The sequence below is a fragment of the Aeromonas sp. 2MA4 genome, assembly GCF_029237305.1.
GTDB lineage: Bacteria > Pseudomonadota > Gammaproteobacteria > Enterobacterales > Aeromonadaceae > Aeromonas > Aeromonas salmonicida.
Genome location: NZ_JAACFY010000005.1, coordinates 126948 through 152566, shown reverse-complemented (window position 1 = coordinate 152566; position 25619 = coordinate 126948). Strand labels below are relative to the sequence as shown.

The 25619-nt window shown below is 57.3% G+C and carries 25 protein-coding genes; 14 read left to right on the top strand and 11 right to left on the bottom strand.

Features of this window, described 5'->3' with window-relative positions:
• Positions 1 to 36: 36 nt before the first annotated feature.
• Both GWQ31_RS07500 and queF read right to left on the bottom strand, forming a co-directional pair.
• Positions 37 to 2307: a hypothetical protein gene (locus GWQ31_RS07500; RefSeq protein WP_234576391.1), complete on the bottom strand. Its 2271-nt coding sequence runs from the start codon at positions 2305 to 2307 to the stop codon at positions 37 to 39.
• Positions 2308 to 2423: 116 nt separating this feature from the next.
• Positions 2424 to 3272 carry an NADPH-dependent 7-cyano-7-deazaguanine reductase QueF gene (queF, locus tag GWQ31_RS07495; RefSeq protein ID WP_275909019.1) on the bottom strand — a complete coding sequence of 283 codons (849 nt, stop codon included), beginning with the start codon at positions 3270 to 3272 and terminating at the stop codon, positions 2424 to 2426.
• Between the two features lie 177 nt (positions 3273 to 3449).
• Here queF and syd point away from each other — a divergent pair, with 177 nt between their 5' ends.
• The gene (syd, locus tag GWQ31_RS07490; RefSeq protein ID WP_275909018.1) at positions 3450 to 3998 is read left to right on the top strand and encodes a SecY-interacting protein; all 549 of its coding nucleotides are present in this window, start codon (positions 3450 to 3452) and stop codon (positions 3996 to 3998) included.
• A 91-nt stretch (positions 3999 to 4089) separates the two neighbouring features.
• Here syd and GWQ31_RS07485 read toward each other — a convergent pair whose 3' ends face one another.
• The 5 genes from GWQ31_RS07485 to GWQ31_RS07465 all read right to left on the bottom strand — a co-directional run bounded on the left by GWQ31_RS07485 (position 4090) and on the right by GWQ31_RS07465 (position 7046).
• Positions 4090 to 4875: a Zn-ribbon-containing protein gene (locus GWQ31_RS07485; RefSeq protein WP_265461638.1), complete on the bottom strand. Its 786-nt coding sequence runs from the start codon at positions 4873 to 4875 to the stop codon at positions 4090 to 4092.
• A gap of 6 nt (positions 4876 to 4881) precedes the next feature.
• Complete coding sequence (locus GWQ31_RS07480; protein ID WP_219615278.1) at positions 4882 to 5187, bottom strand: hypothetical protein; 306 nt, start codon at positions 5185 to 5187, stop codon at positions 4882 to 4884.
• Positions 5188 to 5284: 97 nt separating this feature from the next.
• Complete coding sequence (locus GWQ31_RS07475) at positions 5285 to 5521, bottom strand: DUF2789 domain-containing protein (RefSeq protein ID WP_005312027.1); 237 nt, start codon at positions 5519 to 5521, stop codon at positions 5285 to 5287.
• A gap of 124 nt (positions 5522 to 5645) precedes the next feature.
• Complete coding sequence (locus GWQ31_RS07470; protein ID WP_005312029.1) at positions 5646 to 5945, bottom strand: DUF3301 domain-containing protein; 300 nt, start codon at positions 5943 to 5945, stop codon at positions 5646 to 5648.
• A gap of 72 nt (positions 5946 to 6017) precedes the next feature.
• The gene (locus GWQ31_RS07465) at positions 6018 to 7046 is read right to left on the bottom strand and encodes a DUF3549 family protein (protein WP_275909017.1); all 1029 of its coding nucleotides are present in this window, start codon (positions 7044 to 7046) and stop codon (positions 6018 to 6020) included.
• A 307-nt stretch (positions 7047 to 7353) separates the two neighbouring features.
• Here GWQ31_RS07465 and GWQ31_RS07460 point away from each other — a divergent pair, with 307 nt between their 5' ends.
• From GWQ31_RS07460 to ptsG, 6 genes are all read left to right on the top strand, one after another.
• Positions 7354 to 7689, top strand: a complete 336-nt coding sequence (locus GWQ31_RS07460) for a YqcC family protein (RefSeq protein ID WP_265461640.1) — start codon at positions 7354 to 7356, stop codon at positions 7687 to 7689.
• A gap of 55 nt (positions 7690 to 7744) precedes the next feature.
• On the top strand, positions 7745 to 8485 hold the full coding sequence (gene truC / locus GWQ31_RS07455) for a tRNA pseudouridine(65) synthase TruC (protein WP_005312035.1): 741 nt from the start codon (positions 7745 to 7747) through the stop codon (positions 8483 to 8485).
• A gap of 90 nt (positions 8486 to 8575) precedes the next feature.
• Complete coding sequence (locus GWQ31_RS07450; protein ID WP_265461642.1) at positions 8576 to 9016, top strand: flavodoxin; 441 nt, start codon at positions 8576 to 8578, stop codon at positions 9014 to 9016.
• 524 nt (positions 9017 to 9540) lie between these two features.
• Positions 9541 to 10815, top strand: coding sequence for a maltoporin (locus GWQ31_RS07445; protein WP_265461643.1), 1275 nt, complete (start codon positions 9541 to 9543; stop codon positions 10813 to 10815).
• Between the two features lie 140 nt (positions 10816 to 10955).
• Positions 10956 to 11867 carry a MalM family protein gene (locus GWQ31_RS07440; RefSeq protein WP_265461644.1) on the top strand — a complete coding sequence of 304 codons (912 nt, stop codon included), beginning with the start codon at positions 10956 to 10958 and terminating at the stop codon, positions 11865 to 11867.
• A gap of 431 nt (positions 11868 to 12298) precedes the next feature.
• On the top strand, positions 12299 to 13729 hold the full coding sequence (gene ptsG / locus GWQ31_RS07435) for a PTS glucose transporter subunit IIBC (RefSeq protein ID WP_265461645.1): 1431 nt from the start codon (positions 12299 to 12301) through the stop codon (positions 13727 to 13729).
• Positions 13730 to 13990: 261 nt separating this feature from the next.
• On the opposite strand, the gene GWQ31_RS07430 is transcribed toward ptsG, so the two are convergent.
• The 4 genes from GWQ31_RS07430 to map all read right to left on the bottom strand — a co-directional run bounded on the left by GWQ31_RS07430 (position 13991) and on the right by map (position 19031).
• Positions 13991 to 14374, bottom strand: coding sequence for a DUF3461 family protein (locus GWQ31_RS07430; RefSeq protein ID WP_005312064.1), 384 nt, complete (start codon positions 14372 to 14374; stop codon positions 13991 to 13993).
• A 128-nt stretch (positions 14375 to 14502) separates the two neighbouring features.
• Positions 14503 to 15330 (bottom strand): 2,3,4,5-tetrahydropyridine-2,6-dicarboxylate N-succinyltransferase, encoded by an 828-nt coding sequence (gene dapD, locus GWQ31_RS07425; protein WP_005312067.1) that lies wholly within the window; start codon positions 15328 to 15330, stop codon positions 14503 to 14505.
• A gap of 135 nt (positions 15331 to 15465) precedes the next feature.
• Positions 15466 to 18153 (bottom strand): bifunctional uridylyltransferase/uridylyl-removing protein GlnD, encoded by a 2688-nt coding sequence (gene glnD, locus GWQ31_RS07420; protein WP_265461646.1) that lies wholly within the window; start codon positions 18151 to 18153, stop codon positions 15466 to 15468.
• Between the two features lie 89 nt (positions 18154 to 18242).
• Positions 18243 to 19031 (bottom strand): type I methionyl aminopeptidase, encoded by a 789-nt coding sequence (gene map / locus GWQ31_RS07415; RefSeq protein ID WP_111589309.1) that lies wholly within the window; start codon positions 19029 to 19031, stop codon positions 18243 to 18245.
• A 363-nt stretch (positions 19032 to 19394) separates the two neighbouring features.
• Here map and rpsB point away from each other — a divergent pair, with 363 nt between their 5' ends.
• The 7 genes from rpsB (at position 19395) to ispC (ending at position 25524) form a co-directional block, all read left to right on the top strand.
• The gene (gene rpsB / locus GWQ31_RS07410; protein WP_005312073.1) at positions 19395 to 20123 is read left to right on the top strand and encodes a 30S ribosomal protein S2; all 729 of its coding nucleotides are present in this window, start codon (positions 19395 to 19397) and stop codon (positions 20121 to 20123) included.
• A gap of 104 nt (positions 20124 to 20227) precedes the next feature.
• Positions 20228 to 21109 carry a translation elongation factor Ts gene (gene tsf / locus GWQ31_RS07405; protein WP_021139738.1) on the top strand — a complete coding sequence of 294 codons (882 nt, stop codon included), beginning with the start codon at positions 20228 to 20230 and terminating at the stop codon, positions 21107 to 21109.
• A gap of 71 nt (positions 21110 to 21180) precedes the next feature.
• Entirely contained in the window at positions 21181 to 21915 is a 735-nt protein-coding gene (pyrH, locus tag GWQ31_RS07400; protein WP_005312076.1) for a UMP kinase, read from the top strand.
• Between the two features lie 57 nt (positions 21916 to 21972).
• Positions 21973 to 22530, top strand: coding sequence for a ribosome recycling factor (gene frr, locus GWQ31_RS07395; RefSeq protein WP_005312078.1), 558 nt, complete (start codon positions 21973 to 21975; stop codon positions 22528 to 22530).
• Between the two features lie 72 nt (positions 22531 to 22602).
• Entirely contained in the window at positions 22603 to 23379 is a 777-nt protein-coding gene (gene uppS / locus GWQ31_RS07390; RefSeq protein ID WP_265421701.1) for a polyprenyl diphosphate synthase, read from the top strand.
• Between the two features lie 26 nt (positions 23380 to 23405).
• Positions 23406 to 24263, top strand: coding sequence for a phosphatidate cytidylyltransferase (locus GWQ31_RS07385; protein ID WP_240292249.1), 858 nt, complete (start codon positions 23406 to 23408; stop codon positions 24261 to 24263).
• A gap of 67 nt (positions 24264 to 24330) precedes the next feature.
• On the top strand, positions 24331 to 25524 hold the full coding sequence (gene ispC, locus GWQ31_RS07380; protein WP_271771947.1) for a 1-deoxy-D-xylulose-5-phosphate reductoisomerase: 1194 nt from the start codon (positions 24331 to 24333) through the stop codon (positions 25522 to 25524).
• Positions 25525 to 25619 lie beyond the last annotated feature (95 nt).

Below are 25619 nucleotides of genomic sequence, written 5' to 3'. Positions count from 1 at the left end.
GAACCCAGTTCCAGACCCAGTTGATTATCTATAGGGTTATTGGTTATCCGGTGCTTTCGTCCGTGAAAGTCGAAGCCAATTAACCCATTGCTTTTCATGAGAAGAATTTACTTTTACCAGTCCCTTGTCAATTGCCATCAAGCAGCATTGCCACACATCCCCATTAAAAAATGCGGCCTGTTGGCAATCGATGGCGGCAAGCTCCAGCCAGACGCTTTGCTGGTATTTTTCACTGAGCTGAATGGCTCCGGCCAGTGCCAGATAGCAGAGGTCGAACAGGCCGTGGTGATCGAGGGCGGTCGCCGCCTTGGGCAGGAAGGGGTGGCTGACGATGCCGAGGCTGATGTGGCGATCCAGCGAGTGCTGGCAGGGGAAAGCGGCAAAGGCCGCGAGCAGATCCTGAGCCAGCTTGTGCAGATCCTCCACGTGGCGTTGGGGCACCACGTAGAGCAGATGGCCTTCGCGCAAATCATAGATGCGGCCATCCTGCGGTGTCAGCCCCTTGATATAGGCGCCGAAAGCCTGCTCTATCTCTCGGCTCACCTGATAGCCGTGCTGCTCCAGGCTGTTCACCAGAAAGGGCACCCGAAACAGCAGGTAATGCAACTTGTCGTCAAATTCACTGGTGGGCCGTTCGCTCAGATACCAGCGTTCTGATTTTTGCTGGCGTCTTGCCATCTCCCGCGGCCAGCGGCTCATCAGCCGCTGCCAGTTGGCAAGGCCGGTGCGTGGCTCGATCAAGATGGCCTCACCCAGTTGTTTGCCCTGCAGGCGTGCGACCCTGAGCTTGAGCCAGAGGGTGAAGAACAGATAGATGAACAGGGTCAGCAGCAGGCCCGTGATTACGCTCGACCAGAGGTAGCGATCCTGCTGATGCTGGCTGATATCCAGTTGTTGTTCCAGCTCCTTGATCTGCTGTTCCCGCTCCACCTGGACATAGTTGTCGCGGATCGCCTCCTGCTCCAGATCGACCTGCTGCTGGCGTACCTGCTCGCTGCGCTGGTGGAAATTCTTGTAGCTGTCCAGCGCCTGCTTGAGGTAGCCCTTCTGCTCGTAGGCCACCGAGAGCAGACGGAAGATCTCGAACTGGCGCTGGGCGTCGCCAATCTGGTTGGCCAGCGCCAGCGCATTTTCCAGCTGAAGGATGGCGATGCCCGCCTCCTTCTGCTTGAGGTGCAGCTCACCCAGCAACAGCAGGGTGTCGATCAGCGGCTCCTTGTCGTCCCCCAGTTCGTGGGATTGACGGGCCGCCGTGAGGTAGTTGCGGGCCAGGGTCAGATTGCCGGTTTGCAGATAGGTCTTGCCTATCTCGTACTTGAGATTGGCGATGCGGGTGCGGTTATTGCCCTCGTCCAGCAGATCCAGCGCATTGAAGAAGTAGACCAGCGCCATGTTCATCTCGCCCTGATCCCGGTTGAGGCGGGCCAGCACGATCAGCGCATCGCTGAGCAGGGAGGGATTGCCGAGGGCGTGGAAGTAGTTGGCGGCCTCATTGGCATATTGCAGTGCCTTCTGTGGTTCCTGCTCCGCCTGATAGAGGTTCACTATCTGGTTCGACAGTAGGCCGAGGAAGAGGGGATCCTGCAGTCCTCGCGCCTGTTGCTGGGCATCTATGTAGTCACCAAGAGAGAGCTGGGGCTGCTGGAGGGCATGGTAGAGATCGCCGCTCACAGCGCTGACCCAGGCGCTGGCCAGCGGGTTCTTGGCCTGATCTGCCCAGCGCCGTGCCTCTGCCAGCTGGCGTTTGGCCTCGTCAAACTGGTGTGCCTCTATGCTGGCGTTGGTGCGCAGCAAGCGGCTGTATACCTGCAACTGGCTCTCTTTGAGGCTGGGGGTGCTGAGCAGGGTCTCGAGTTGGCCGAGCAGAGTGGCGCTGGCGCCATGGGAGTGCTCCTGCAGATTCTGGCTGCGGATCTTGAGATAGAGGCCGTGGGCCTGCAACTCCAGCTGCTGCTCCTTGGTGGCCATGGCAATGCCTTGATCAAGCGCCTTCTGGGCCGCCTGGAACTGGCCCAGTTGCAGCAGGCATTCCCCCTTGAGCAGGTGGGCGCCCGTGGCCTGGGCTGCCGTGCCATAGCTCAGCAATGGCTCGCGATAGCCATACTCCTGGCGATTGCTGATGATTTGCTTGGGATTATTGGCTGTGCGTGTCAGGAAGGCAGAGGTGATCTGGACACATCTGGCAGGATCGGTCAGTACCAGGGTTTGGGCCTGCTGCAGATCGATAGACAATTGCTCCTTGGCCAGATCCAGATCAGGAGCCGACAGGGAGGACATCATCATTGCCAGAAAAAACAGTTGATTCATTGGATTAAGGACAGCACAGGGGTGTGGGCATGTTATCCAAGCCCCCCCCTGCACGTCCAGAGTTTACTGACAGATACGATATCCAAGGTCCTTCTCTGTCAGCCAGGACCCCAACTTTACTGCCGGATCAGCCGCAGGTTGGCGGGGGGAAGCTCCCAGTCGCTGCGAAACGGGTTGATATCCAGCCCGCCACGGCGGGTGTAGCGGGCATACACTGTCAGCTGGCTCGTGCGGCAGAGGAGCTTGAGATCGGTAAAGATGCGCTCGATGCACTGTTCATGAAATTCGTTGTGCTGGCGAAACGAGATGAGGTAGCGCAGCAGTTTTTCCCGATCCAGCCGTGGGCCGCGATAGTGGATCACCACTGAGCCCCAGTCGGGCTGGCTGGTGACCAGGCAGTTGGATTTGAGCAGGTGACTGTGCAGTGTCTCTTCCACCTCCTCGTTGCCCGCGGCCCCTTGCAGCAGATTGGCATCGAATTCATAGCAATCAACCTCTATATCCTGCTCATCGATGCACTCACCCGGCAGGGCGGCAATATGGTGTGGTGCCTGTGCCAGGGGGAACAGCGTCACGCTCACTTCGCTGCCGGCGCAGGCACTCAGATCCTTGACCAGTATGGCTTGTACCGCTTCCAGCGAGTCGCAACGGGTCTGGTTGAAGGAGTTGAGATAGAGCTTGAACGACTTGGATTCGATGAGGTTGGCGCTCACTGCGGGTACGGACACCTCACCCACAGCCACCATGGGTTTACCCCTGGCATTGAGCCAGGAGAGCTCGTACAGAGTCCAGATGTCGCAACCCTGGAAAGGCAACTCGCCGGTCAAGCCGAGGTCGTCGCGATTGAGGCTGCGCGGCACAGGTTGCAGCAGGGCAGGGCTGTACTGACTGATGTAGGCAGATTGCTGACCCAGGCTCAGCCCTTGCAAGGCGCTGGCACCGGCGTATTTCTCTTGTTTGCTCATTGTGTTTATGGATCCGGATGTTGAATGGGCCATTGCGCTGCAGCGTCAGGGGCGCTTGCCCCTACCTGGATATTGCATGGGATCGCCACCGGATGGCGACGTCTCATGCTTCACCTTGTCTGCTCGTGGGTTTGATGATGCAATAGCGAACTTTGGCAGCAATTGTGGGGAATTTCGATGTCGGATCAAGTCTTGTCTGCCCTGGAACACTTTTTTTTGCGCTGGCAGCGTGATGGTGAGGCAAGGCGGGGATTGCCCCTGTGTGAATGGGAAGCTGACTGGCGCTCCCCTTGCGAGCTGGATGAGCCCAGAGAGGGGCGGGTCGCCTGGCGCCCTCACCAGCGCCAGCAAGCGGCCGATTTTGCGGCCATGGCCAATGCGCTGGAGCTGGTGCTGCATCCTGCGGCCCAGGCGCTGTTTGGTCACTGGTTCAGTCGCCCCATCCCCTGTTCCTACAAGGGGCTGCGCCTTGAGCTCATCTTGCCGTGGAACGAGGCGGATCTGGACCTGCTCAGGGAAAACCTCATCGGTCATCTGTTGATGCTGCGCAAGTTAAAGCGCACGCCATCGCTGTTCATAGCCACCACCCGCAACGAGATGACCCTGGTGTCGCTGGACAACGATAGCGGTCAGGTATGGCTGGAGTGGCTCGATTCCGGTCGCCGTCTCACCTTGGCCCCCTCGCTGCCAGCCTTCCTCGAGCGGCTGGAAACCCTGCCCTATTGATCCTGTCTCTGTGAGACGAGAAGGGCCTTGCCATCCGGCAAGGCCCTTCTGCTATCTGGACACAAGGTAGTGCCATCTCAAGGGAGGAGGCTCAATCCTTGAAATCCCAGGAGAGGTTGGAGATCAGCCGGCAGGGATCGCACTTGAAGTCGAAGATATCGTGCAGCGGCGCTGTCAGTGCCCACTCACCGCCGCAGCCTGGACAGGGGCGGCTCCTCTCTTCGGCTGCGCTCAGCCCGCCGACCCGGTAGAGGTAGTAGTAAGTGGGAATGCCGCTCAGGGCCTCCAGCCGCTTGACCAGATCGCTGCCGCGCCGATGGAGGCGGCTGCCCACTTCCCCTATTTCGTGCAGCGCCGCATGTTCGGCAATGGAGCCGTTCATCTGCAACTGATCGCATGCCTCCCAATCCTCCTGCCACTTGATGATCTGTTTCTGATCGCCGTTGGCGACGGCAGGCAGCCGGTAGAGCGGTATGGGAGCGAAGTGGTCACCGCAGCGCAGCGGCGAGCAGGTGTGCAGGAAACTGGTGTAGAGCAGCATCCAGCTCGGCCGCTCGCCTGTGTGGCCGCAAGGGTCTGTGCTGTCGGAGAGCAAATCCATCCCTTGCAGCTGGAGCTTGGGTGCGAGCAGACCTGCCTGATTGAGCTGCTGTTCAGCCAGCTTGACCTGTTCACTCTGGTTGTCCGGATGCAGGCTGTCCTGTTCGGGGCAGACCACCCGGCTGATGAACTGCCCTTCATGCATGCTGGTGGGAAACTCCCGTCCCAGGATCTGGCCCTGATAGCGCAGCATGTCCAGGTAGTTGACGATGGCCCGTTCGGCCTCACCGAGGGAGGTATCGCGATAGCACTCAAAGCAGAGTTCGAGAATATACATGGGGGCTCAGTCTGGTTGGCGTTGGAGCAGCAGGGTGGTCAGGCGATCGACTTTCTGCTCGAGTCGGTTGAGCTGCTCGCTCAACTGTTGCAGGTTGACGGCATCGGCCTGCGTGCCGGTATCGGCAGCGGCTGGCGTGCTCGCCGGGGCCGGTTCTGTGGGTTGGGGCTGCTGCTTCCACTGGCTCAGCACCTTGAGCAATTCGGCCATGGGAACGGGCTGACTGAGGCGGGCCTTGACCATGGCAGTGGAGGGGGTGATCCCCTTGGCGGCCAGTTCGTTGGCGATGCGGATGATCTCTTGGGCGGACATGGGGGCTCCTGCGCAGTAGGGCTGTGATACGGGCTTGACGGGGCACAGAGCTTAACCAAACCGCTCTCCTCTGGAAAGCGGGTGGTAAAAGAAGGGATCAGTCAGTCTGGCGCAGCAGCACATCCAGCTGGTCTATGGTTTCCGACCAGTCCGAGTCATTCCAGAGGGCATCGCGCAGGAAGCCAGCCTGGGATGGGGTCCAGAAGCTGGCTTCGGGCAGCAGGGTCTGATTGTCCAGTTTGTGTTCGTGGATGAAGCGGTGCAGGCTCAGCTCGTCATTGGGCAGGCCCAGCTGGGCGAACAGGGCAGGCAGGTCGTGGGTCAACAATTCCATCTTGATCTCTCCCGGGGGACATCCCTGAACATTATAGGTTGTGATCCGCCGCGTCTTGTTTACTGGGATGGCATGCGTCCGGGGGATAGGGCCGCTCTGGCCTCGTATCGGGCTACCGGGGGCCTTATTGGGCGGGGATGCGATGGGGCGGCAGGTCGACTCCGACTATATGCAGTCCCTGCATGCGCAACTGTCCCTGATAATGGCTCTCGCCATCGCTGGAAAATTCAAACTCGTAATAGGTCAAGAGTCGCAGCGGCCTGTGTGCCAGCGCGCGGTGGCTGCGTGCCAGAGACAGCAGTTGCAGATCGTGATGCTGGCAGTAGCGGCGCATGTATTGCCAGGCGAGCTCCGCTTGGCGGCGCTGATGCCAGAAGGCGCCCCCGACGAGGATAAGCAGCAAGATACCGAGCATTTCACCCATCAAGGGCTCCTTGTGTGATCTGGAGTTGTCTTTGCCAGGCGGCAGCCCACCTGGCCGTTATTCCATTAACCGTTACGCCGAGGCAAACAGACGTCCGATAGCCTGACCGAGTGCATTGCTGCGCTCAGGATCACGCAATCTTGCCAGCATATCATTGCGCAGGGTCGGCAGGGTCACCAGTTCGGCAAACACCTGATTGAAGAACTGGGTCGGCTGCAGCGCCAACTGTTCCAGGAACAGGCTGAGCAGGCTTGGCTCTTTGAGGTCGGGCCAGAGGCGCCCTGCGATGGCGAGCAACAAAGCCGGGCTTGGCTGGGTTTGCAGCAGGGTCAGCAGCTTGTTGGTGCGCATCGCATTGCCGTTGCAGGAAGCCAGCGCCCGGCACAGGTAGGCCAGGGTTTCGGCATTGGGCTCGGCAGTTTCCTGTTCCTTGCCGATCCGCTCGAACAGGGCACCTTGCACGGCCGGCGGCAGCGGGACATTTTCCAGGCTCTGACACAGGGCGTAGAGCGGGGCCTGGGGTAGCTTCGGCAGGGCCTTGCACACCAGCGCCAGATTGCGTTCGTCCTGCAGCCGCTCCGCCATGTCGGCAAAACCTTGCAGTCCCAACGCTTGCCAGCCCTCGTCACCCGGCGCAGCCAGATAGTGGCACAGGCCCTCATAGTAGGCGGAAGGAGCCTGTTCCAGCTGGCGAGCCAGCTTGGCATGCAGGCTGGCCATCTTGGCTTCGGCAGGACGGAAAGTATAGGGATTGTCGGCCAGTCGCTGGGCCTTCTCTTCATCCAGATCGCCGGTCAGCTTGTAGCCGAGGGTCTCGACCACTTGATCCATAAAGAGCTTGGGGCCGCTGCCGATGAGCAGGCCACGCTCATCGAGTGCAAACTTGAGGAACCAGAGATAGTGTCGGGATTCTGCCGGCTGGAAGAAATGAACGCCGAGCCAGGCATGCTGCTGCAGTGGCCAGGGATAGGGCTCTTGTTGCTGCTCTATGCGTTTGAAGGCGTCGCTTGCCAGCGGTCGCACCTGGCGACCCATGTCAAACAGTTGAAACTGGGTATCGGCCTGGGTCAGAAACTCGGTCAGCGTATTGATGGTAGACATGATGTGATCCGGCTAAGAGTGATGCGGGCCGATTATAAAGCGCTTATATCAGATAGCCAGTGGGGGCACCAAGGCCACCCTGTTACGAGCTGAAAAAGACGCATTAGCCCACTTGCGGGTCAATCTGTATCAAGCGGTTGTATCAGATAGCCAGTGGGGGACGCTGAGTCTTGCTTGCCAATGGAACATGGCAGAGGGGGAGGGGGACGGTGTATAGTAGCGCCCTTTTTTGAGGAACCCGGCCAGCCTTTATCTGCCATGCAGAGGAGCGTCAGGCCGGTATCGCAGTAATGAGGAAGAGAACGAGATGAATCAATATCTGCTGGTAGCCGGCCTGCTGGGTGAACTCACTGCCGAGTTGCAGCGCCTGGGGCGCTGGCAAGACGAGTATCCAGGCAAAGAGGCTCTGGCGAGCGAGCTGCCGTTCTGTGTCGATACCCTGAGCTTCGATCAGTGGCTGCAATTCGTGCTGATCCCGCGCATGGAGCAGCTTGTCATGCTGCAAGCCCCCTTGCCTACCAGCGTCTCCCTCTATCCCATGGCGAGCGAGGTCTACAAGAACGAGCTGGCCGAGATGGCGAGCCTGCTGCGTCTCATCGGTCGCTTCGATCTGTTGCTGACCGGTAAAGTGGTGGAAAAATGAGTCTGACCTTGCGCTTTCAGAGAGAGACGCAGCCGAGTGACGATGTGGTGATGCAATGAAACTGACTCTGCTCTATCAGGATGATTGGTTGGTAGCGGTCAACAAACCCTCCGGTCTGCTGGTGCACCGCAGCTGGCTCGACAAGGCCGAGACCCGGTTCGCCATGCAGATGACCCGGGATCTGATCGGAGGCCGCCATGTCTACCCTGTGCATCGCCTCGATCGCCCCACCTCGGGCGTGCTGCTGTTTGCTCTGGATCCTGCCGTTGCCCGTATCCTGACAGAGGCCTTTGCCGCCCGGCAGGTACACAAGGAGTATCTGGCGCTTGTGCGGGGCTGGGCCCCGGAGCAGGGGGTGATCGACTACCCCCTCAAGGAGCAGCTGGACAAGATCGCCGATGCCATGAGCAATCCTGATCGCCCGGCCCAGGAGGCGGTAACAGCATTTCGTTGCTTGCATCAGGTCGAACTGCCTCATGCGGTTTCCAAGAAGCACCCCACCAGTCGCTATAGTCTGGTCAAGTTGTTCCCGAAAACCGGTCGCAAGCATCAGTTGCGCCGCCATATGGAACATCTTTTCCACCCGATAGTGGGCGATACCACTCATGGTGATGGTCGCCACAATCGCTTCTTTCGTGAGCACTTCGGCTGCGAACGCCTGTTGCTGGTAGCTCGTACTCTCAGTTTCGAGCACCCGATCCTCAAGGTCCCGATGCGGATCCAGGCGCCGCTGGGCCTTGATCTATTGCAGCTGTTCGCCGAGCTGGGCTGGCCTGGCAGTGAAAGTGACTACTGATCATCCCCTCTATTCCCGCATCCTGACAGGGTGTTGCCTTTGACGGCGTTGTGGCATGCTGTAAAGCCATACTCGTCAAAGGAATCCGTTATGGCTCAGATAGATCTTGTAGTGGGAACCGTCTATGGCTCAGCCATGCTGGTGGCCGAGACGCTGGCTGAACATCTGCAGCAAGCCGGACATGTATGTCAGATTTTCGATGAGGCCGTGCTGGAAGACATAGATGCCTCCCGCTTCCTGCTGCTGATCACCGCCACCACGGGGCAGGGCGATATTCCGCCCAACTTGCAACCCTTGGCCGCCGCCCTGGCGGATCGGGCTCCTTATATGAAAGGCTGGCGTTATGCCCTTATCGCCATGGGGGACAGCAGCTACGAACACTTTTGCGGTGCCGGTCGTCAGCTCGACGGTTTGTTGCAGGAGCTGGGGGCGAGTGCACTATTACCCCGCCTCGAGATAGATGCCGCCGTCGATGATGAGCCGGAAAAGGTGGCATTGGCCTGGCTCACCGGCTGGGAAAATAAACTCTAAGGCCATTTCCTCGTCATTTTTTATTCATCCCCGATGGGTTCGTCCACGGGGGTGTTTATTTCTGCGTTTCAGACCTGTCAGTTGAGTCTATTTCCCATCATTTCGCCGATTATTTCCCTGTCACCCAATCATGTATTTGGGCTTTTATTCCAGTCCTGACCGACATGCAGGGAAATTAAAAGTTCCGCATTGAAAGCGATTTCAGTCATGTTTTTGTCATTGAATTGATATTTTTCACCTTAATGCTCGAAGCAAATTAATTGTTGATAGCGTTTTCAAGATTTTTTTTGAGCTTTTTTTTATGTTTTAAGGGTGATTTATTGCTAGTTATTGGTCTTTAATCTTCATTGAACCCCCTTGGTTGTGGTGGTGGGCGATTTGTCGCCATTTTGTGAATCAGCTCATGTTTGTCTCGAAATTGGCTACCTATAATCCATCCCGGTTATCACCGAAACGTTTTTCTAGGTGATAAGAACTTGAATATCAGGATCACACTCCTCTCAGCGGGAATAAGGAAAATGAAAATGAAAGCAAAGTGGCTCCCGATCGCTGCAGCAGTAACCGCAGCCCTGGCTTCCCAAGCCGCCTTCGCCGTTGATTTCCACGGCTACATGCGTTCCGGTGTCGGTACTTCCGATAACGGCAGCCTGCAAACTTACACCAAACAGAAAGTCGGTCGTCTGGGCAACGAAGCCGAGACCTACGGCGAAGTTCAGCTGGGTCAAGAGGCTTACAACAAGGATGGCAAGTCCTTCTACGTAGACTCCATGTTTGCAATGGTTTCCGGTCAGCAGGGTCGTGACTGGGAAAGCACCAACGGCAGCGATGCCGACTTTGCTCTGCGCCAATTCAACGTCCAGGCCAAGGGCGTGCTGGGCTTCGCGCCGGAAGCTACCCTGTGGGCCGGTAAGCGTTACTATCAACGTCACGACATCCACATCTCCGACTTCTACTACTGGGATGTGTCTGGTGCCGGCGCTGGTGTAGAAAACATCCAGGCAGGCCCGGGCAAACTCTCCTTTGCATGGCTGCGTAATGACCCGTGGGAAGATTATGATGCGTTTGTTGGCGGGGTTGGCGTAGACAAGCGTGTTGATACTGACGTGCTGGATCTGCGTTACGCAGGCATTCCGCTGTGGAAAGACGGTTCGCTTGAACTGGGTTATGACTACGCCCGTGGCAATCTGACCGATGAGCAGAAAGCCGCTCTGGGTAGCAAGGATTACGAGAAAAATGGTCATATGCTGACCGCAGAGCTGACTCAGTCCATGCTGGGTGGCTTCAACAAAACTGTCGTTCAGTATTTTGCTGATGGCTATGCTTCTCAAGCTGTTGATTATGGTAGTGGTTCTGGTAGTGGCATGAGCCAGTCTGCATCAAAAGGCGATGGCTGGCGCTTCATCAACTGGGGTGTACTGCCGGTTGGCGACAAGGTCGAATTTGGTCACCAACTGGTTTACGGTACTGCCAGTGATCTGGAGAACGATACCGCCGACAAGGATACTTTCTCCGTAGTCGTTCGCCCGATGTACAAGTGGAATGACACCATGAAGACCATTGCCGAACTTGGCTATCACCATGACAGCTACAAGCCAAACAATGGTACCGACACCAGCACTACCGGCAAGAAGTACACCCTGGCACAAGCATGGTCCGCAGGCTCCAGCTTCTGGGCTCGTCCGGAGATCCGCGTTTATGCCTCCTATCTGGATTCTGATGGCCAATTCCGTCCGGATGAGAACGGCGTGAAACAGGATGATTCTTGGAACTTCGGTGTTCAAGCTGAAGCTTGGTGGTAAGCTGCTAATGTCATGACTACAAGTGCCCCCGCATGACGGGGGCGCTTTTTTTACAACACATTTCTTAGGGTCACGCGATGAGATATTCAAGATTAGCCTTGACTGTGTTCTGTTCTGTTGTGCTGAGTGGGTGCGCCACGTTGGAAACGACGGTAGCGCCGACCCAGGAGTTCAAGTCCATCATGGGAAATCGCGACGTTGCGATGAGCCAATTGGCTACGGTTAGCAGCTGCTGCCGCGATGTAGCCAGTCTGCCGTTTCAGGACATACAACCGGGCGCAACCAAGCTTATCCCCATTGATGGCAGCTCCCCCGTTTACACTTTCAGCGAAGGGAAAAGCCACTTTGCCGCCTTCCGGTTGCCGGTCAACTCCGGTGACCTGCGCATCACGGTTGATGGGTTGATCGACAAATCGCTGTTCAACCCGACCGTCTTGATGCTTGATTCCAAATTCAATGTGACCCGCAAGTTGGGCAGCGACGTGTTCAAGTACGAGCCTGCACGCATGCTGCAGGGGGATCGTATGGAAGCCGTGTTTACCGTGGATCGCTCCTATGTCGGTAACCCCAATAACGAAAGTTACATGGTGATCTACACAGACCAGAGCGGTCTGGACAAAACAACCACCATCTTGAGCCCTTCCAAGCTGATGACCAAGTCGCTGGGGGTGGTTGATTATGGTGAAAAAGATCCTGTCATTCCGCACTCCCCCTGGGGCGTGGTCAGCCTCTCTGTAGAGGATTTGAGTGGCGTTAAAACCGAGAGCAACTATTACAAACCTGTCTATCAGGATGTGATTGATGCCAACACCCCAGTAGTCAACACGGCACCGAACAAGCTTGTCGTGCCCCTGGCGACAGCCGGCGCAGTCAAGAGCGCGGCCCCCATGCTGAGCGAAACCGAAGCCTTCTATCAATCCCAGATCGAGAAAGCGGTGAAAGCCGGCGACATCGACAAGGCGATGAGATTGGTCAGCGAGGCGGAGCGGGCCGGTTCGACCAAGGCGAAATCGGTCTTTGTTGATGCGGTCAAGCGTTCCCAGAAAGGCTGAATATTGTCCGGTCTTTAAAATATAATATTTATTTGAGGCCTCCCTTGTTGGAGGCCTTTTTAATCGGTAGACTAAAATAGAAAAAACAGCAAACTGTTACGTTTGGTTACAATGCGTTTCCTTGTGTATTGGTTTGATTGGTTAAAATACAATGCGAAACAGCACTTTTCATATTTATGGCATACAATGAAAATGCCTAAATATATCCCTGATTAATCTGCAATTCCCCCCAAAATTATCTTGTGATCTCCCCTCCAAAATTTTTATTCCCTTGTGCCTGATGGAAGAAATTTCCGATCTGCTGGGTTATATTCAGCTGGTCAAAATAAACAACCCCAATCGAATTCACGACAATGAAAGATGATGCTCGTGATCGTCTATCAATTGGACTGAACCGTTTACGGGAAGACAATTCATTCAGGAGCGCACACATGTTTAAAAATGCTTTCTCTAATCTGCAAAAGGTCGGTAAGGCGCTGATGCTGCCAGTGTCGGTCTTGCCAGTTGCAGGTATTCTGCTGGGGGTGGGCGCCGCTCACTTCAGCTGGTTGCCAGAAATTGTCTCCCAATTGATGGAGCAAGCTGGTGGTTCCGTATTTGGCCAGATGGCCCTGCTGTTCGCAGTGGGTGTGGCCCTCGGCTTTACCAATAACGACGGTGTATCCGGTCTGTCTGCCATCGTCGGCTACGGCATCATGGTCGCGACCCTGAAGGTCATGGCACCTGTGATGGGCGTAGAGAGCATAGATACCGGTGTGCTGGGGGGTATCCTCGCCGGTGGTGTCGCTGCCTGGGCGTTCAACCGTTTCTACAAGATCCAGCTGCCCGAGTACCTTGGCTTCTTCGCCGGTAAGCGTGCCGTGCCCATCATCACCGGCTTTGTTTCCATCGGCCTGGGTGTTGTGCTCTCCTTCATCTGGCCGCCGATCGGTGGTGCCATCGGTGCCTTCTCCGACTGGGCTGCCAACCAGAACCCGGTACTGGCCTTCGGTATCTACGGCGTGGTTGAGCGCTCCCTGATCCCGTTCGGTCTGCACCATATCTGGAACGTGCCTTTCTTCTATCAGGCGGGTACCTGTGTCAACGCAGCCGGTGAGACTGTTCACGGTATCATGACCTGCTTCCTGACTGCTGATGACGCTTCCCGTGCTGCCGGTAACGGCTTCGGTCAACTGGCCGGTGGTTACCTGTTCAAGATGTTCGGTCTGCCTGCCGCTGCGTTTGCCATCGCTCACTCTGCCAAGCCGGAAAACCGCGCCAAGATTGTTGGTATCATGGCCTCCGCTGCCCTGACCTCCTTCCTGACCGGTATCACCGAGCCTATCGAATTCTCCTTCCTGTTCGTGGCACCTGTACTGTATGCGATTCACGCTCTGCTGGCCGGTCTGGCTTACGTGCTGACCAACATGCTGGGCGTTGTGCATGGCCATACCTTCTCCAACGGCTTCATCGACTTCGTGGTGCAATCACCCCGTGCCGACAACATGCTGCTGTTGGTTGGTCTGGGTCTGGTCTACGCCGTCATCTACTACGTGGTCTTCACAGTGGTGATCCGTGCCATGAACCTGAAAACCCCGGGTCGTGAAGACGAGACTGCTGAAGAGACTGTCAGCCAAAGCAAGGACGGCATGTCTGAAGCTCTGGTTACTGCCTTCGGTGGTAAAGAGAACATTGCCTCTCTGGATGCCTGCATCACCCGCCTGCGTGTTGGCGTGAAGGATGTGGCCAAGGTTGACCAGGCTGGTCTGAAGAAACTGGGTGCTGCCGGTGTGGTAGTCTCTGGCTCCGGCGTTCAAGCCATCTTCGGTACCAAGTCCGACAACCTGAAAACCGACATGGATATCTGGATGAAGAGCAACTAATCCTGTTGCCTGGATTTCGGAGTTCCGAAGAGGGAGGCGCAAGCCTCCCTTTTTGTTGGCCGCTTTTCGACTTGGTAAAGAGCCTGGATAAGGAATATTCAGGTATCTTGGCTTGCTGTATCGAAAAGTGCTTCAAGGGAGCAGTGCGCAGGTGTGAGGTGCCTACACCTGATACCAGCGTCATGAGCCAGTGGTCTGACACGCATTAAAGCCAAACAACAAGGGCGCCTGATGGGCGCCCTTGTTGTTGCTGGTGCTAGCTTACAGTTTTTCCAGATCCCGCTCTATTTCGCTGATCTTGTTCTGCACCACTTTTTCCAGATGGCGCAGGTCACGCAGTATCTTCTGTTTGATATCCGGGTCTGCCTGGATATGTACGCCCTGAGTCAGGTTGTCCAGCTCATCCACCACGTATTTGAGATTGGCGTTGATCTCGGTGACATCCTTGTACTCATGAGTACCCGAGTCGACCAGCATGGTCTTGCGCTGGCGAGGGTATTTGAATTTGACACTTTTGGCGAAGAACTCGCCCTTCTGCTTCTTGAAGTAGATCTTGAGGATGTCGTGATTGGCTTCCTGGCGCAGGGTATAGCTGTCCACTGAGGTGGGTTCCTGGATCCCCAGGCTCTTCAGATTCTCGTACATCGGGCTTCCTCGGTTTGAAACGATCCTGACCAATCTATCTTAACCGAGTCGATGTGGCTTGCCTGTGACAGGGGCGCCAAAATCAAAAGGGCGCCATCAGGCGCCCTTGTTCTCAATGGTGAGAGGCATTACTCGTCAATGGAACGCAGTAGGGCATTGATGCCGACCTTTGCACGGGTCTTGGCATCTACCTTCTTGACGATGACGGCGGCGTAGAGACTGTACTTGCCACACTTGGAAGGCAGGGAGCCAGAAACGACCACTGAACCCGCCGGCACGCGGCCGTAGTGAATTTCGCCGGTTTCGCGATCATAGATGCGGGTGGACTGGCCGATGAAGACGCCCATGGAGATGACGGAACCTTCCTCGACGATAACCCCTTCAACCACTTCGGAGCGGGCACCGATGAAGCAGTTGTCTTCGATGATGGTCGGGTTGGCCTGCAACGGCTCCAGCACGCCGCCGATGCCGACGCCGCCTGAGAGGTGCACGTTCTTGCCGATCTGGGCGCAGGAGCCCACAGTGGCCCAGGTATCGACCATGGTGCCTTCATCGACGAAGGCGCCTATGTTGACGTAGGAAGGCATCAGCACAGTATTGGGGGCGATGAAGGAGCCTTTGCGAGCCGTCGCAGGCGGCACCACACGCACACCCGCTTCCTTGAACTGCTCGGCGGTGTAGTCGGAGAACTTGAGAGGAACCTTGTCGTAGTACTGGGCATCGTCGCCCTTGATGATGCCGTTGTCATTGATGCGGAAGTAGAGCAGCACCGCCTTCTTCAACCACTGGTGTACCACCCACTCGCCGGCAATCTTCTCGGCGACACGGGCCTTGCCGGCGTCCAGCAGGTCTATGGTCTGCAGGATGGCGGACTTGGTGGCGGCATCGACGGAGCCGGGAGTGATGGAATCACGGCGCTCGAAGGCCGCTTCGATGATCTGTTGCAACTCGGTCATGACAGGTTTCCTTTAAAAAATTCGGTTTGTTGTATCACACTTTTCCAATTGTTTTTAAGGGCTCAAGCCGATTTCTTCAGGAGAATGGCGATTTATTATACTCAGGTGGCCCAACCACTTGTTCTATTTGAAGAATCAGGATGAGGAAAGGCGCCTTGTGAGGCCTGTAAACGGCTCGCCGTCAGGGGCTTCATCCGCCGATTCCTGCGGGTTGAGCTGGCTCACCAGTCGATCCTCCAGCGCCAGCTGTTCGGCCTGGTTCAGCGGCTCCCCCGCCAGTGTGGTGAGGCTGAAAAAGTCCTCCACTCGCTCGCCTATGGTGGTGATCTTGGCCGCGTGCAGGGAGAGGCCACACTGCTGGAACACGGCGCCGATACGAGCCAGCAGGCCAGGGGTATCCAGTGCCGTTAGTTCCAGCAGGGTGTGACGGGTTTCGCCCTTGTGGGGCAGAAACACCACCCGGGTCGGTACGCTGAACTGACGGTGGCGCCGCGACAGCGGCTTGTTGCGCAGCACCAGCTTACCCGGTTCCTGCAGGGCCTTCTCCAGCGCCTTTCTGATGGTGGCGGTGCGGTTGGGGCTGATGGGCTCGCCGCTGGGCTCCAGCACCACGAAGGTATCCAGCACATAGTCGCTGCGGGAATTCATGATCTGGGCATCATGGATGTTGAGGTTTTTCTGATCCAGTGCCGAGGCCACGGTGGCAAACAGATTCGGTGTGTCGCGGCAGTAGATAAATACCTCGCTGCCACCCCGGGTCGGGTGCTTGCCGATGATCACCAGTGGCGCCGGGTTGTCGCCGTGCTCAATGATCTTGCGGCAATGCCAGGCGATCTGCTCAGGGGTGTGGCGCAGGAAGTAGTCGGCCTTGAAGTCGCTCCACAGCTGGTTGATGGCCTCTTCCGGCACGTCCCGCTGGGCCAGGATCTGCTTGGCCTGGCGCTGGTTCTCACGAATGCGCAGTCGCATGTCGGGCGGGTTTTCCAGCCCCTGACGCAGGGCTTTCTGGGTGGCGAAATAGAGTTCGCGCAGCAGGGTGCCTTTCCAGTCGTTCCAGAGGGTGTCGTTGGTGGCGCAGATATCGGCCACCGTCAGGCAATAGATAAGGTCGAGGTGCTGCTCGTCGCGCACCTTCTGGGCGAAGTCGGTGACCACGTCCGGGTCGTAGATGTCGCGGCGCTGGGCGGTGACCGACATCAGCAGATGGTGGCGTACCAGCCAGGCCACCAGTCGGCTCTCGTAGCGATCCAGGCCATGCAGCTGGCAGAACTCCAGCGCGTCCACGGCGCCTAGCTCTGAGTGATCCCCGCGCCGGCCCTTAGCGATGTCGTGGAACAGGGCCGCTATGCTGAGCAGTTCCGGCTTGCGCAACCGGGTAAACACCTCGTGGCAGAGCGGGTGGGTCTGGCGGCTGGCCGGATTGGGAAACTGATGGATGTTCTTGAGCAGCCTGTGGGTGTGCTCATCGACCGTATAGGCGTGGAACATGTCGAACTGCATCTGGCCGACGATGAGGTTCCACTGGGGCAGGTAGGCCGCCAGTATGCCGTACTTGTGCATCAGGGTGAGGGGCTGGCCGATGCCGTTGGGGTGGCGCAGCAGCGCCATGAAGAGGCGGCGGCAATCGGGCAAATCCTGCAGCCAGCAATTGAGTTTGCGCCTCGCCTCGCGCAGCTGGCGCAAGGTGGCGGAGTGAATGCCGGCAATCTCGGGATGCTGGGCTATCTGGTAGAAGAGCCGCAGTATGGCAGCGGGCTCACGGCCAAACAGCTCTGAGTCCACCGCATCGATGAGGCGGCCACGCAGCTGGAATTCGTCGCAGAGGCGGCGCACGTCCATGGCGGTGTTGCCGAGGATCGCCTCGTCAAACAACTGCAGCAGCATCTCGTTGAGCTCGGAGACTCGCCGCACCGTCTGGTAGAAGCGCTTCATCATCTGCTCGACCGGGCTGTTGCCTTCCCCCTCGAACCCCAGCATCTGGGCCACGGTACGCTGGCGGTCGAACAGCAGCCGGTTGTCACCCTTGTTGATGGCCATGTGCAGGGCGAAGCGCACCTTCCACAGGAAGTTCTGACAATCGAGCAGTTCACGGTACTCCGCCCGGTTGAGAAAGCCGTGGCTGGTCATCTCGAACAATGTGGTGGCGCCGAAGTGGCGGCGGGCGACCCAGGCCAGGGTCTGAATATCTCTCAGTCCGCCAGGATTGCTCTTGAGGTCGGGCTCCAGCTTGTAGGCAGTGCCAAGAAATTGCTGGTGGCGCAGGGCCTGCTCTTCGCGCTTGGCCTGAAAGAACTGCTCGCTCGGCCAGAAGCGCTCGGGACGCGTGGCCAGGGTGAGCTGATCGAAACCGGCTTTGCGGCCTGTGATGAAACGGGCCTCTATGAGGTTGGTGGCGACCGTGATGTCGGCGCGGCCCTGCTCGATGCACTCGGCCACGTTGCGTACCGCCTGACCCACCTCCAGCTTGAGATCCCACAGCAGGGTAATGAATTCACCGATGCGCAGTCCCAGCACCTCGTCCAGCTCCTCCCCTTCATAGAGGATGAGCAGGTCGATGTCGGAGTGGGGATGCAACTCGCCGCGGCCATAGCCGCCGACGGCTATCAGGCTGAGATCTGTCTTGTCGAAGCCAAACTTCTGCCACAGTCGGGTCAGCAGCGCATCCATGTATTCGGAGCGGGTCGCAACCAGCTCTATGATGTTGTCGCCGGCATCGAAACGGGCGTGCAACCAGCCGAGAAAGCGGCCCAGATATTCTTTGCAGTTGTCACGGGTGAGCTGATCGTCGGGTAACAGATGGGGGGAAAGCAGGCTGGCATCCATGGCATCTCACGCTCTTGTCGCACGCATACGCAGCGGCTGATAAAAACAAACCCCGGTGCCTTCTCGCTTCGGCGCCGGGGTTTTTGATGTTAACCGTGTTTGATATAGCGGTCGATAGTGTCATCGGGGCGCAGGGTAAGCACCTCGCAGCCATCGTCAGTCACCAGCAGTGTGTGTTCCCACTGGGCGGAATCGCCGCCATCCTTGGTGGTCACTGTCCAGCCATCTTTCGGGTTGATGCGGCAGTGATACTTCTTGCTGTTGACCATGGGCTCTATGGTGAAGCACATGCCCGCTTTGAGCTCCAGCTTGCCGCCATTGCGGTAGTGCAGGATTTGCGGCTCCTCGTGGAATTCGCTGCCGATGCCGTGACCACAGTAGTCACGCACCACGGAGAAACCGGCCTTCTCGACGATGGGCTGGATCAGGGCACCTATCTCTGTGATGCACATGCCGGGACGCACCTGCTTGATGGCCGCGTAGAGGCTCTCCTGGGCGACTTTGCACAGCTGGCGACGCAGCGGTGTGGTCTCACCCACGATGAACATGGCGGAGGTGTCACCGTGGTAGCCATCCTTGATAACTGTGATGTCCAGGTTGATGATGTCCCCTTCGCGCAATTTCTTGTGGTTTGGGATGCCATGGCAAATCACGTCGTTCACCGAGGTGCAGATGGACTTGGGGAAACCGTGGTAGTTGAGCGGAGCCGGAATAGCCTGCTGCACGTCGACAATATAGTCGTGGCACAGGGTGTTCAGCTCATCAGTGGTGACGCCTGCCTTGACGTGGGGGGCTATCATGATCAGCACATCGGCGGCCAGCTGGCCGGCAACGCGCATCTTTTCAATCTCTTCCGGTGTCTTGATTTTAATGGACATGGGATCTCTCTTGGGGCCTGACTGCGCATCCTGTCGATGCCCAACAATCAGGTAATGAAAAATAGATGCGTTTGCAATCAGGCCAAAATTTTATCCCCAACCCCCGTTTACTTCCAGTGTGATTGTCATCACAACGTCAAATCCTCTGGTCAGCATTGCGCGCAGGGATCCATTTTTAGCACTGTGCTCGGTGGTGTCCTGAGCAAAGGTATGGTATAAAGCGCGCCGGAATGGGGAACTTGCGTCCACCATTTCATCACCCTTAATCAATAACACACACACATCGACACCTGTACCGGGGTGCCCCTTTGGGGTCGGTTACATGGGATGTGTGGAGGCCTAACCCCAATACAGAGGTATATAATGGCTAAAGTTTCTATGCGCGACATGCTGCAAGCCGGCGTTCACTTCGGTCACCAGACTCGTTACTGGAACCCGAAAATGAAGTCCTACATCTTCGGTGCCCGCAGCAAGGTTCACATCATCAACTTGGAAAAAACCGTTCCGATGTTTGACGATGCCATGAACTTCATCAGCTCCGTAGCTGCCAAGAAAGGCAAGGTACTGTTCGTAGGTACCAAGCGTGCCGCGTCTGAAGCCGTAAAAGATGCCGCCGGTCGTTGTGACCAGTTCTATGTCAACCACCGCTGGTTGGGTGGCATGCTGACCAACTGGAAAACCGTTCGTCAGTCCATCAAGCGTCTGAAAGATCTGGAAACCCAGAGCCAGGACGGTACCTTCGAAAAGCTGACCAAGAAAGAGGCGCTGATGCGTACTCGCGAAATGGACAAGCTCGAGAAGAGCCTGGGTGGTATCAAGAACATGGGCGGCCTGCCTGACGTGCTGTTCGTTGTCGATGCCGACCACGAGCACATTGCTATCAAAGAAGCCAACAACCTGGGTATCCCGGTAGTTTCCATCGTTGATACCAACTCCAACCCGGACGGCGTTGATTACGTCATCCCGGGTAACGACGATGCTATCCGTGCCGTACAGCTGTACCTGAATGCTGCTGCTGACACCGTACTGGAAGCTCGCGCTCAGGACATCGTTGTTCAAGCTGAACAAGATGGCTTCGTTGAAGCTGAGTAATTGATAAGGACTGTAAAGCCCTTATTAACCAAGCTGATGTAATTGGTTAGCAGGGGCCCTTGTGGCCCCTGTTTCTTGTCAATTCAAGACCGAGGATACTGGACATGGCTAACGTTACTGCCGCCCTGGTAAAAGAACTGCGCGAGCGCACTGCCGCTGGCATGATGGATTGCAAAAAAGCGCTGGAAGAAGCCGCTGGTGATATCGAGCTGGCAATCGAGAACATGCGTAAATCCGGTCAGGCCAAGGCCGCCAAGAAAGCAGGCCGTATCGCTGCTGAAGGCGTGATCTTTGCTCGTACCGAAGGCAACGTTGCCGTCATGATCGAGCTGAACAGCGAAACCGACTTCGTCGCCAAAGATGCCAGCTTCATGGCAATGGGCCAGAAGATCGCCGATATCGCTGCGACCCAGAAAATTGCTGACGTTGACGCACTGAAAGCGGCTGACTTCGGTAACGGTGAGTCCGTCGAACTGACCATCACCAACCTGATCGCCAAGATCGGTGAGAACATGAACCTGCGTCGCGTGATGCTGGTTGAAGGTGACAACCTGGGCACCTACGTTCACGGTTCCCGCATTGGTGTTATCACCAAGCTGACCGGTGGTACTGCCGAGCTGGCCAAAGATCTGGCCATGCACGTTGCTGCCAACAGCCCGCAGTTCGTCAAGCCTGAAGACGTGTCTGCTGAAGTCGTTGCCAAAGAGCGCGAAATTCAGATCGACATCGCCATCAACTCCGGCAAGCCGAAAGAGATCGCCGAGAAGATGGTTGAAGGCCGCATGAAGAAGTTCACCGGTGAGGTTTCCCTGACTGGTCAGCCGTTCGTGAAGGATCCTTCCATGACCGTTGCCGAGCTGCTTAAGAAAGAAGGCGCTGACGTTGTCTCCTTCACCCGTTTCGAAGTGGGCGAAGGCATCGAGAAGCAAGAGACCGATTTCGCTGCTGAAGTAGCAGCCCAAATCGCGGCCGCTCAGAAGGCCTAATCGAACCGGTTTTTCCGTTTCCCCAGACCGCGACTTATGTCGCGGTCTTTATATGACCAGGAATCAGTGACATGAGTACCAATCCCAAGCCTGCATACAGACGTGTTCTTCTGAAGTTGAGTGGTGAAGCCCTGCAAGGATCCGAGGGTTTTGGCATTGATCCAGCTGTGCTGGAGCGGATGGCCCAAGAGATCAAGGAACTGGTTGAGTTGGGTGTTCAGGTCGGTCTGGTCATCGGTGGCGGCAACTTGTTCCGTGGTGCCGGTCTTGCCAAAGCGGGCATGAACCGCGTGGTGGGCGACCACATGGGTATGTTGGCTACCGTTATGAACGGTCTGGCCATGCGTGATGCCCTGCATCGTGCTTATGTGAATGCCCGTCTGATGTCTGCCATCTCCCTGCAGGGTGTTTGCGATTCCTATAGCTGGGCCGAGGCCATCAGCCAGCTGCGCGCCGGCAAAGTGGTGATTTTCTCTGCCGGTACCGGCAACCCCTTCTTTACCACCGATTCTGCAGCCTGCCTGCGTGGCATCGAGATCGAAGCCGATGTTGTGCTCAAGGCGACCAAGGTCGATGGCGTATTCAACGAGGATCCGGTTAAGAATCCGGACGCCGTGCTGTATCATGAGCTCAGCTACAACGAAGTGCTTGAAAAAGAGCTCAAGGTGATGGATCTTGCAGCCTTTACTCTGGCCCGTGACCACGATCTGCCGATCCGCGTGTTCAACATGAACAAACCGGGTGCATTGCGTCGGGTTATCATGGGTGAGCCGGAAGGCACGCTGATCCACCACATCGGCAAATAAGATAAATATGATAGACACGAGCCGCGTGATGGCTCGTTTGCCAAAAGGAAAACCACTGTGATCAACGAGATTAAAAACGACGCCAAGGACCGTATGGCCAAGAGCGTAGAGTCGCTCAAGACCCAGATGTCCAAGATCCGTACCGGCCGTGCTCACCCGAGCCTGCTCGACGGTATCCAGGTTGAGTATTACGGTGCTGCCACTCCTCTGAAACAGTTGGCCAATGTGGTGGCAGAAGATGCCCGCACCCTGTCCATCTCCATTTTTGACCGTTCCATGATCCAGGCGGTAGAAAAGGCCATCCTGACCTCCGATCTGGGCCTGAATCCGTCCAGCAACGGTCAGACCCTGCGTGTGCCCCTGCCGCCGCTGACCGAAGAGCGTCGCCGCGATCTGACCAAGATCGTCCGTGCCGAAGCGGAAGGTGCCCGTGTGGCCGTGCGCAACATCCGTCGTGATGCCAACGCCGATCTGAAAGCACTGCTCAAAGACAAAGAAATCTCCGAAGACGATGACCGTCGTGCCCAGGAAGAGATCCAGAAACTCACCGATTCCTTCATCAAGCTGGTGGATGACGCCCTGGCCGCGAAGGAAAAGGAGCTAATGGAAATCTAAGCCTCTGACAGGTATATTACGAGCGCCGTGTAGTGCCCCTGCACGGCGCTTTTGTCTTTGTGGGAGAAATGAATGTCGCTTTTGGCAGCGTTAGGTGATTGTGCCAATTCGTCCTTGCCTCGTCATGTGGCCATCATCATGGATGGCAACGGGCGCTGGGCTCAGAGTCGTGGCAAGATGCGAGTTTATGGCCACAAGGCGGGCGTGAAGTCTGTTCGTGAGGCGGTGACGTTTGCCGCGCGCGCCAAGATAGAGGCGTTGACCCTGTTTGCGTTCTCCAGCGAGAACTGGCGGCGTCCGGAAGGGGAGGTCAGTGCCCTGATGGAACTCTTCATGACAGTGCTGGGCCGCGAGGTCAAGCAACTGCACAGCAACGGGATCCGGCTCAAGGTGATCGGCGATACAGCCCGTTTCAGCGAGCGCTTGCAGGCCAGGATCGCCAAGGCCGAGGCTTTGACTGCAGACAACAAGGGGCTGACCCTCAACATTGCTGCCAATTACGGTGGTCAGTGGGATATCGCTCAGGCGGCCCGTAAACTGGCCCGAGCCGTGGCGGCAGGGGAGCTGGATGCCGATGCCATCGATGAGTCCCTGCTGGCCGAGCAGGTCTGCATGGCGGATTTACCACCTGTGGATCTGCTGATCCGGACCGGCGGCGATCATCGCATCAGCAATTTTGTGTTATGGCAGCTCGCCTATGCCGAGCTCTATTTTACCCCGGTATTGTGGCCCGATTTCAACGAGGCCGAGTTCAGTGAGGCCGTTGCCTCTTTCGTTGCCCGCGAGCGTCGCTTCGGGTGTACGGGTGAACAGATACGGGAATTGATCGCCGAGCATCAGACCGGCTAAATCCCCTCCCAAGAGAGAGGTTTCTTTTGCTAAAACAACGAATTATTACCGCATTACTGCTTGTTCCCCTGGTATTGGGAGCGCTATTTTTCCTGCCGTTGAAATTCTTTGCCCTGTTGGCAGCTCTGGTGTTTCTGTTGGCCAGCCGCGAGTGGAGTGGCTTCGTCTCTGCCCAGCCGCAGCAATGGTTGCCGCTGGTGTTCTGTCTGTTGCTCGGTGCCAGCCTGTTCTGGCTGCCGGTCGATCAGCTCTGGACCCCCCATCTGCATCCGCTGGTGATGGGCGTGCTCTGGACCGCCGTCAGCTGGTGGCTGTTCGGGCTGCTGCTGGTATTGCGCTATCCCCGGAGCGCCAGGTTGTGGAAAGAGTCCATCTGGCTCAAATCCCTGTTTGGTCTGGTGACCCTGGTGCCCTTCTTCTGGTCTCTGGTGGCCATTCGTGGTTACAACTTCTATCACGACCCCATGATGGGGTCCTGGATCTTGTTGTTCGTCATGGGGCTGGTCTGGGCGGCAGATTCTGGCGCGTATTTTTTCGGCAAGGCCTTTGGCAAACACAAGCTGGCGCCGGCCGTCAGCCCGGGTAAAACCATCGAAGGCATGTGCGGTGGCCTCTTTACCGCCAGCCTGCTGGCGGTCGGTGTGACCTGGTTCATGGGCTTTGTACCCGCCAAGATGGCGATAGTGCTGTTCTGCTCCTTGCTGGCCGTGCTGGCTTCCGTGCTCGGCGATCTCACCGAGAGCATGTTCAAGCGGGAGGCAGGCATCAAGGATTCTGGCACTCTATTGCCCGGTCATGGTGGTATCCTCGACCGGATCGACAGCCTGACCGCGGCCCTGCCAGTCTTCCTGCTCAGTTATCTGTTACTCAGTCAGGAGTTCTGATGCACATCTTGCTGATGGTTTTGAGCGCTTCCGGCTCCATTGGTTTGTTACTCAAGCAGGAGTTCTGATGCATAACCTGGTGATTCTGGGAGCCTCCGGCTCCATCGGTCAGAGTACGCTCAAGGTACTGCGCCGCAATCCCGGGCGCTGGCAAGTACTGGCGCTCACCGCCGCTCGCAGCGTGGATGCCATGGTGCGGGACTGTCTCGAGTTTTCCCCCCGTTTTGCTGTCATGGTGGATGAGGCTGCCGCGACCGCACTGGCGGGCCAGCTCAAGACCCACGGTAGCGCGACGCGGGTGCTGTCCGGTCCTGCCGCTCTGTGTGACGTGGCCGCTCACCCCGATGCCCACAGCGTGATGGCGGCCATCGTCGGTGCGGCGGGTCTGGCACCGACCATGGCCGCAGTGCGTGCCGGCAAGCGGATCCTGCTGGCCAACAAGGAGGCGCTGGTGATGTCCGGGGCCTTCTTCATGGAGGCGGTGCGCGAGCATGGCGCCGAGCTGCTGCCCATCGACAGCGAACACAATGCGATTTTTCAGTGCCTGCCCGAAGCCATTCAGCGCCAGCCCGGCTACTGCGATCTGGCAGGGGCGGGCATCAGCAGGATACTGCTGACCGGCTCAGGCGGTCCGTTTCGTTATACCGATATCAATGCGCTGGCACAGGTCACGCCGGCCCAGGCCATCGCCCACCCGAACTGGTCCATGGGAGCCAAGATCTCGGTCGACTCCGCCACCATGATCAACAAGGGGCTGGAGTACATAGAGGCGCGCTGGCTGTTCAACGCCGCGCCCGAGCAGATCCAGGTGGTGATCCATCCCCAGTCAGTGATCCACTCCATGGTGCAGTACAAGGATGGTTCAGTGATGGCCCAACTTGGCAATCCGGACATGTGTACCCCCATAGCGCACGCCCTGGCCTATCCGGCTCGAGTTGAGTCCGGAGTGGAACCTTTGGATTTCTTCAGTGTCGGAGAGTTCAGCTTTATCCGGCCCGATTATGAGCGTTATCCCTGCCTGGCACTGGCCATGAGTGCCTGTCAGCAAGGGCAGGCGGCGACCACGGCGCTCAATGCCGCCAATGAAGAGGCCGTTGCGGCTTTCCTTGCAGAGCGGATCGGTTTTATGGATATTGCCAGAGTCAATGAGGCCACCATGGTGACGCTGGGGAGTTCCGCTGTGGGTTCGCTGGATGATTTGATTGCGCTGGATGGTGCGGCCCGTGCCCGTGCTCACAATTTGATTGAGGAGCTTAGCTAATGAGTGGTATTTCGTGGCATTGTGCTGCCTTTATCGTTGCCTTTGGGTACCGGACCATGCATGAAATCGAGGTAACTGGCTGATGAGTGCTGTGC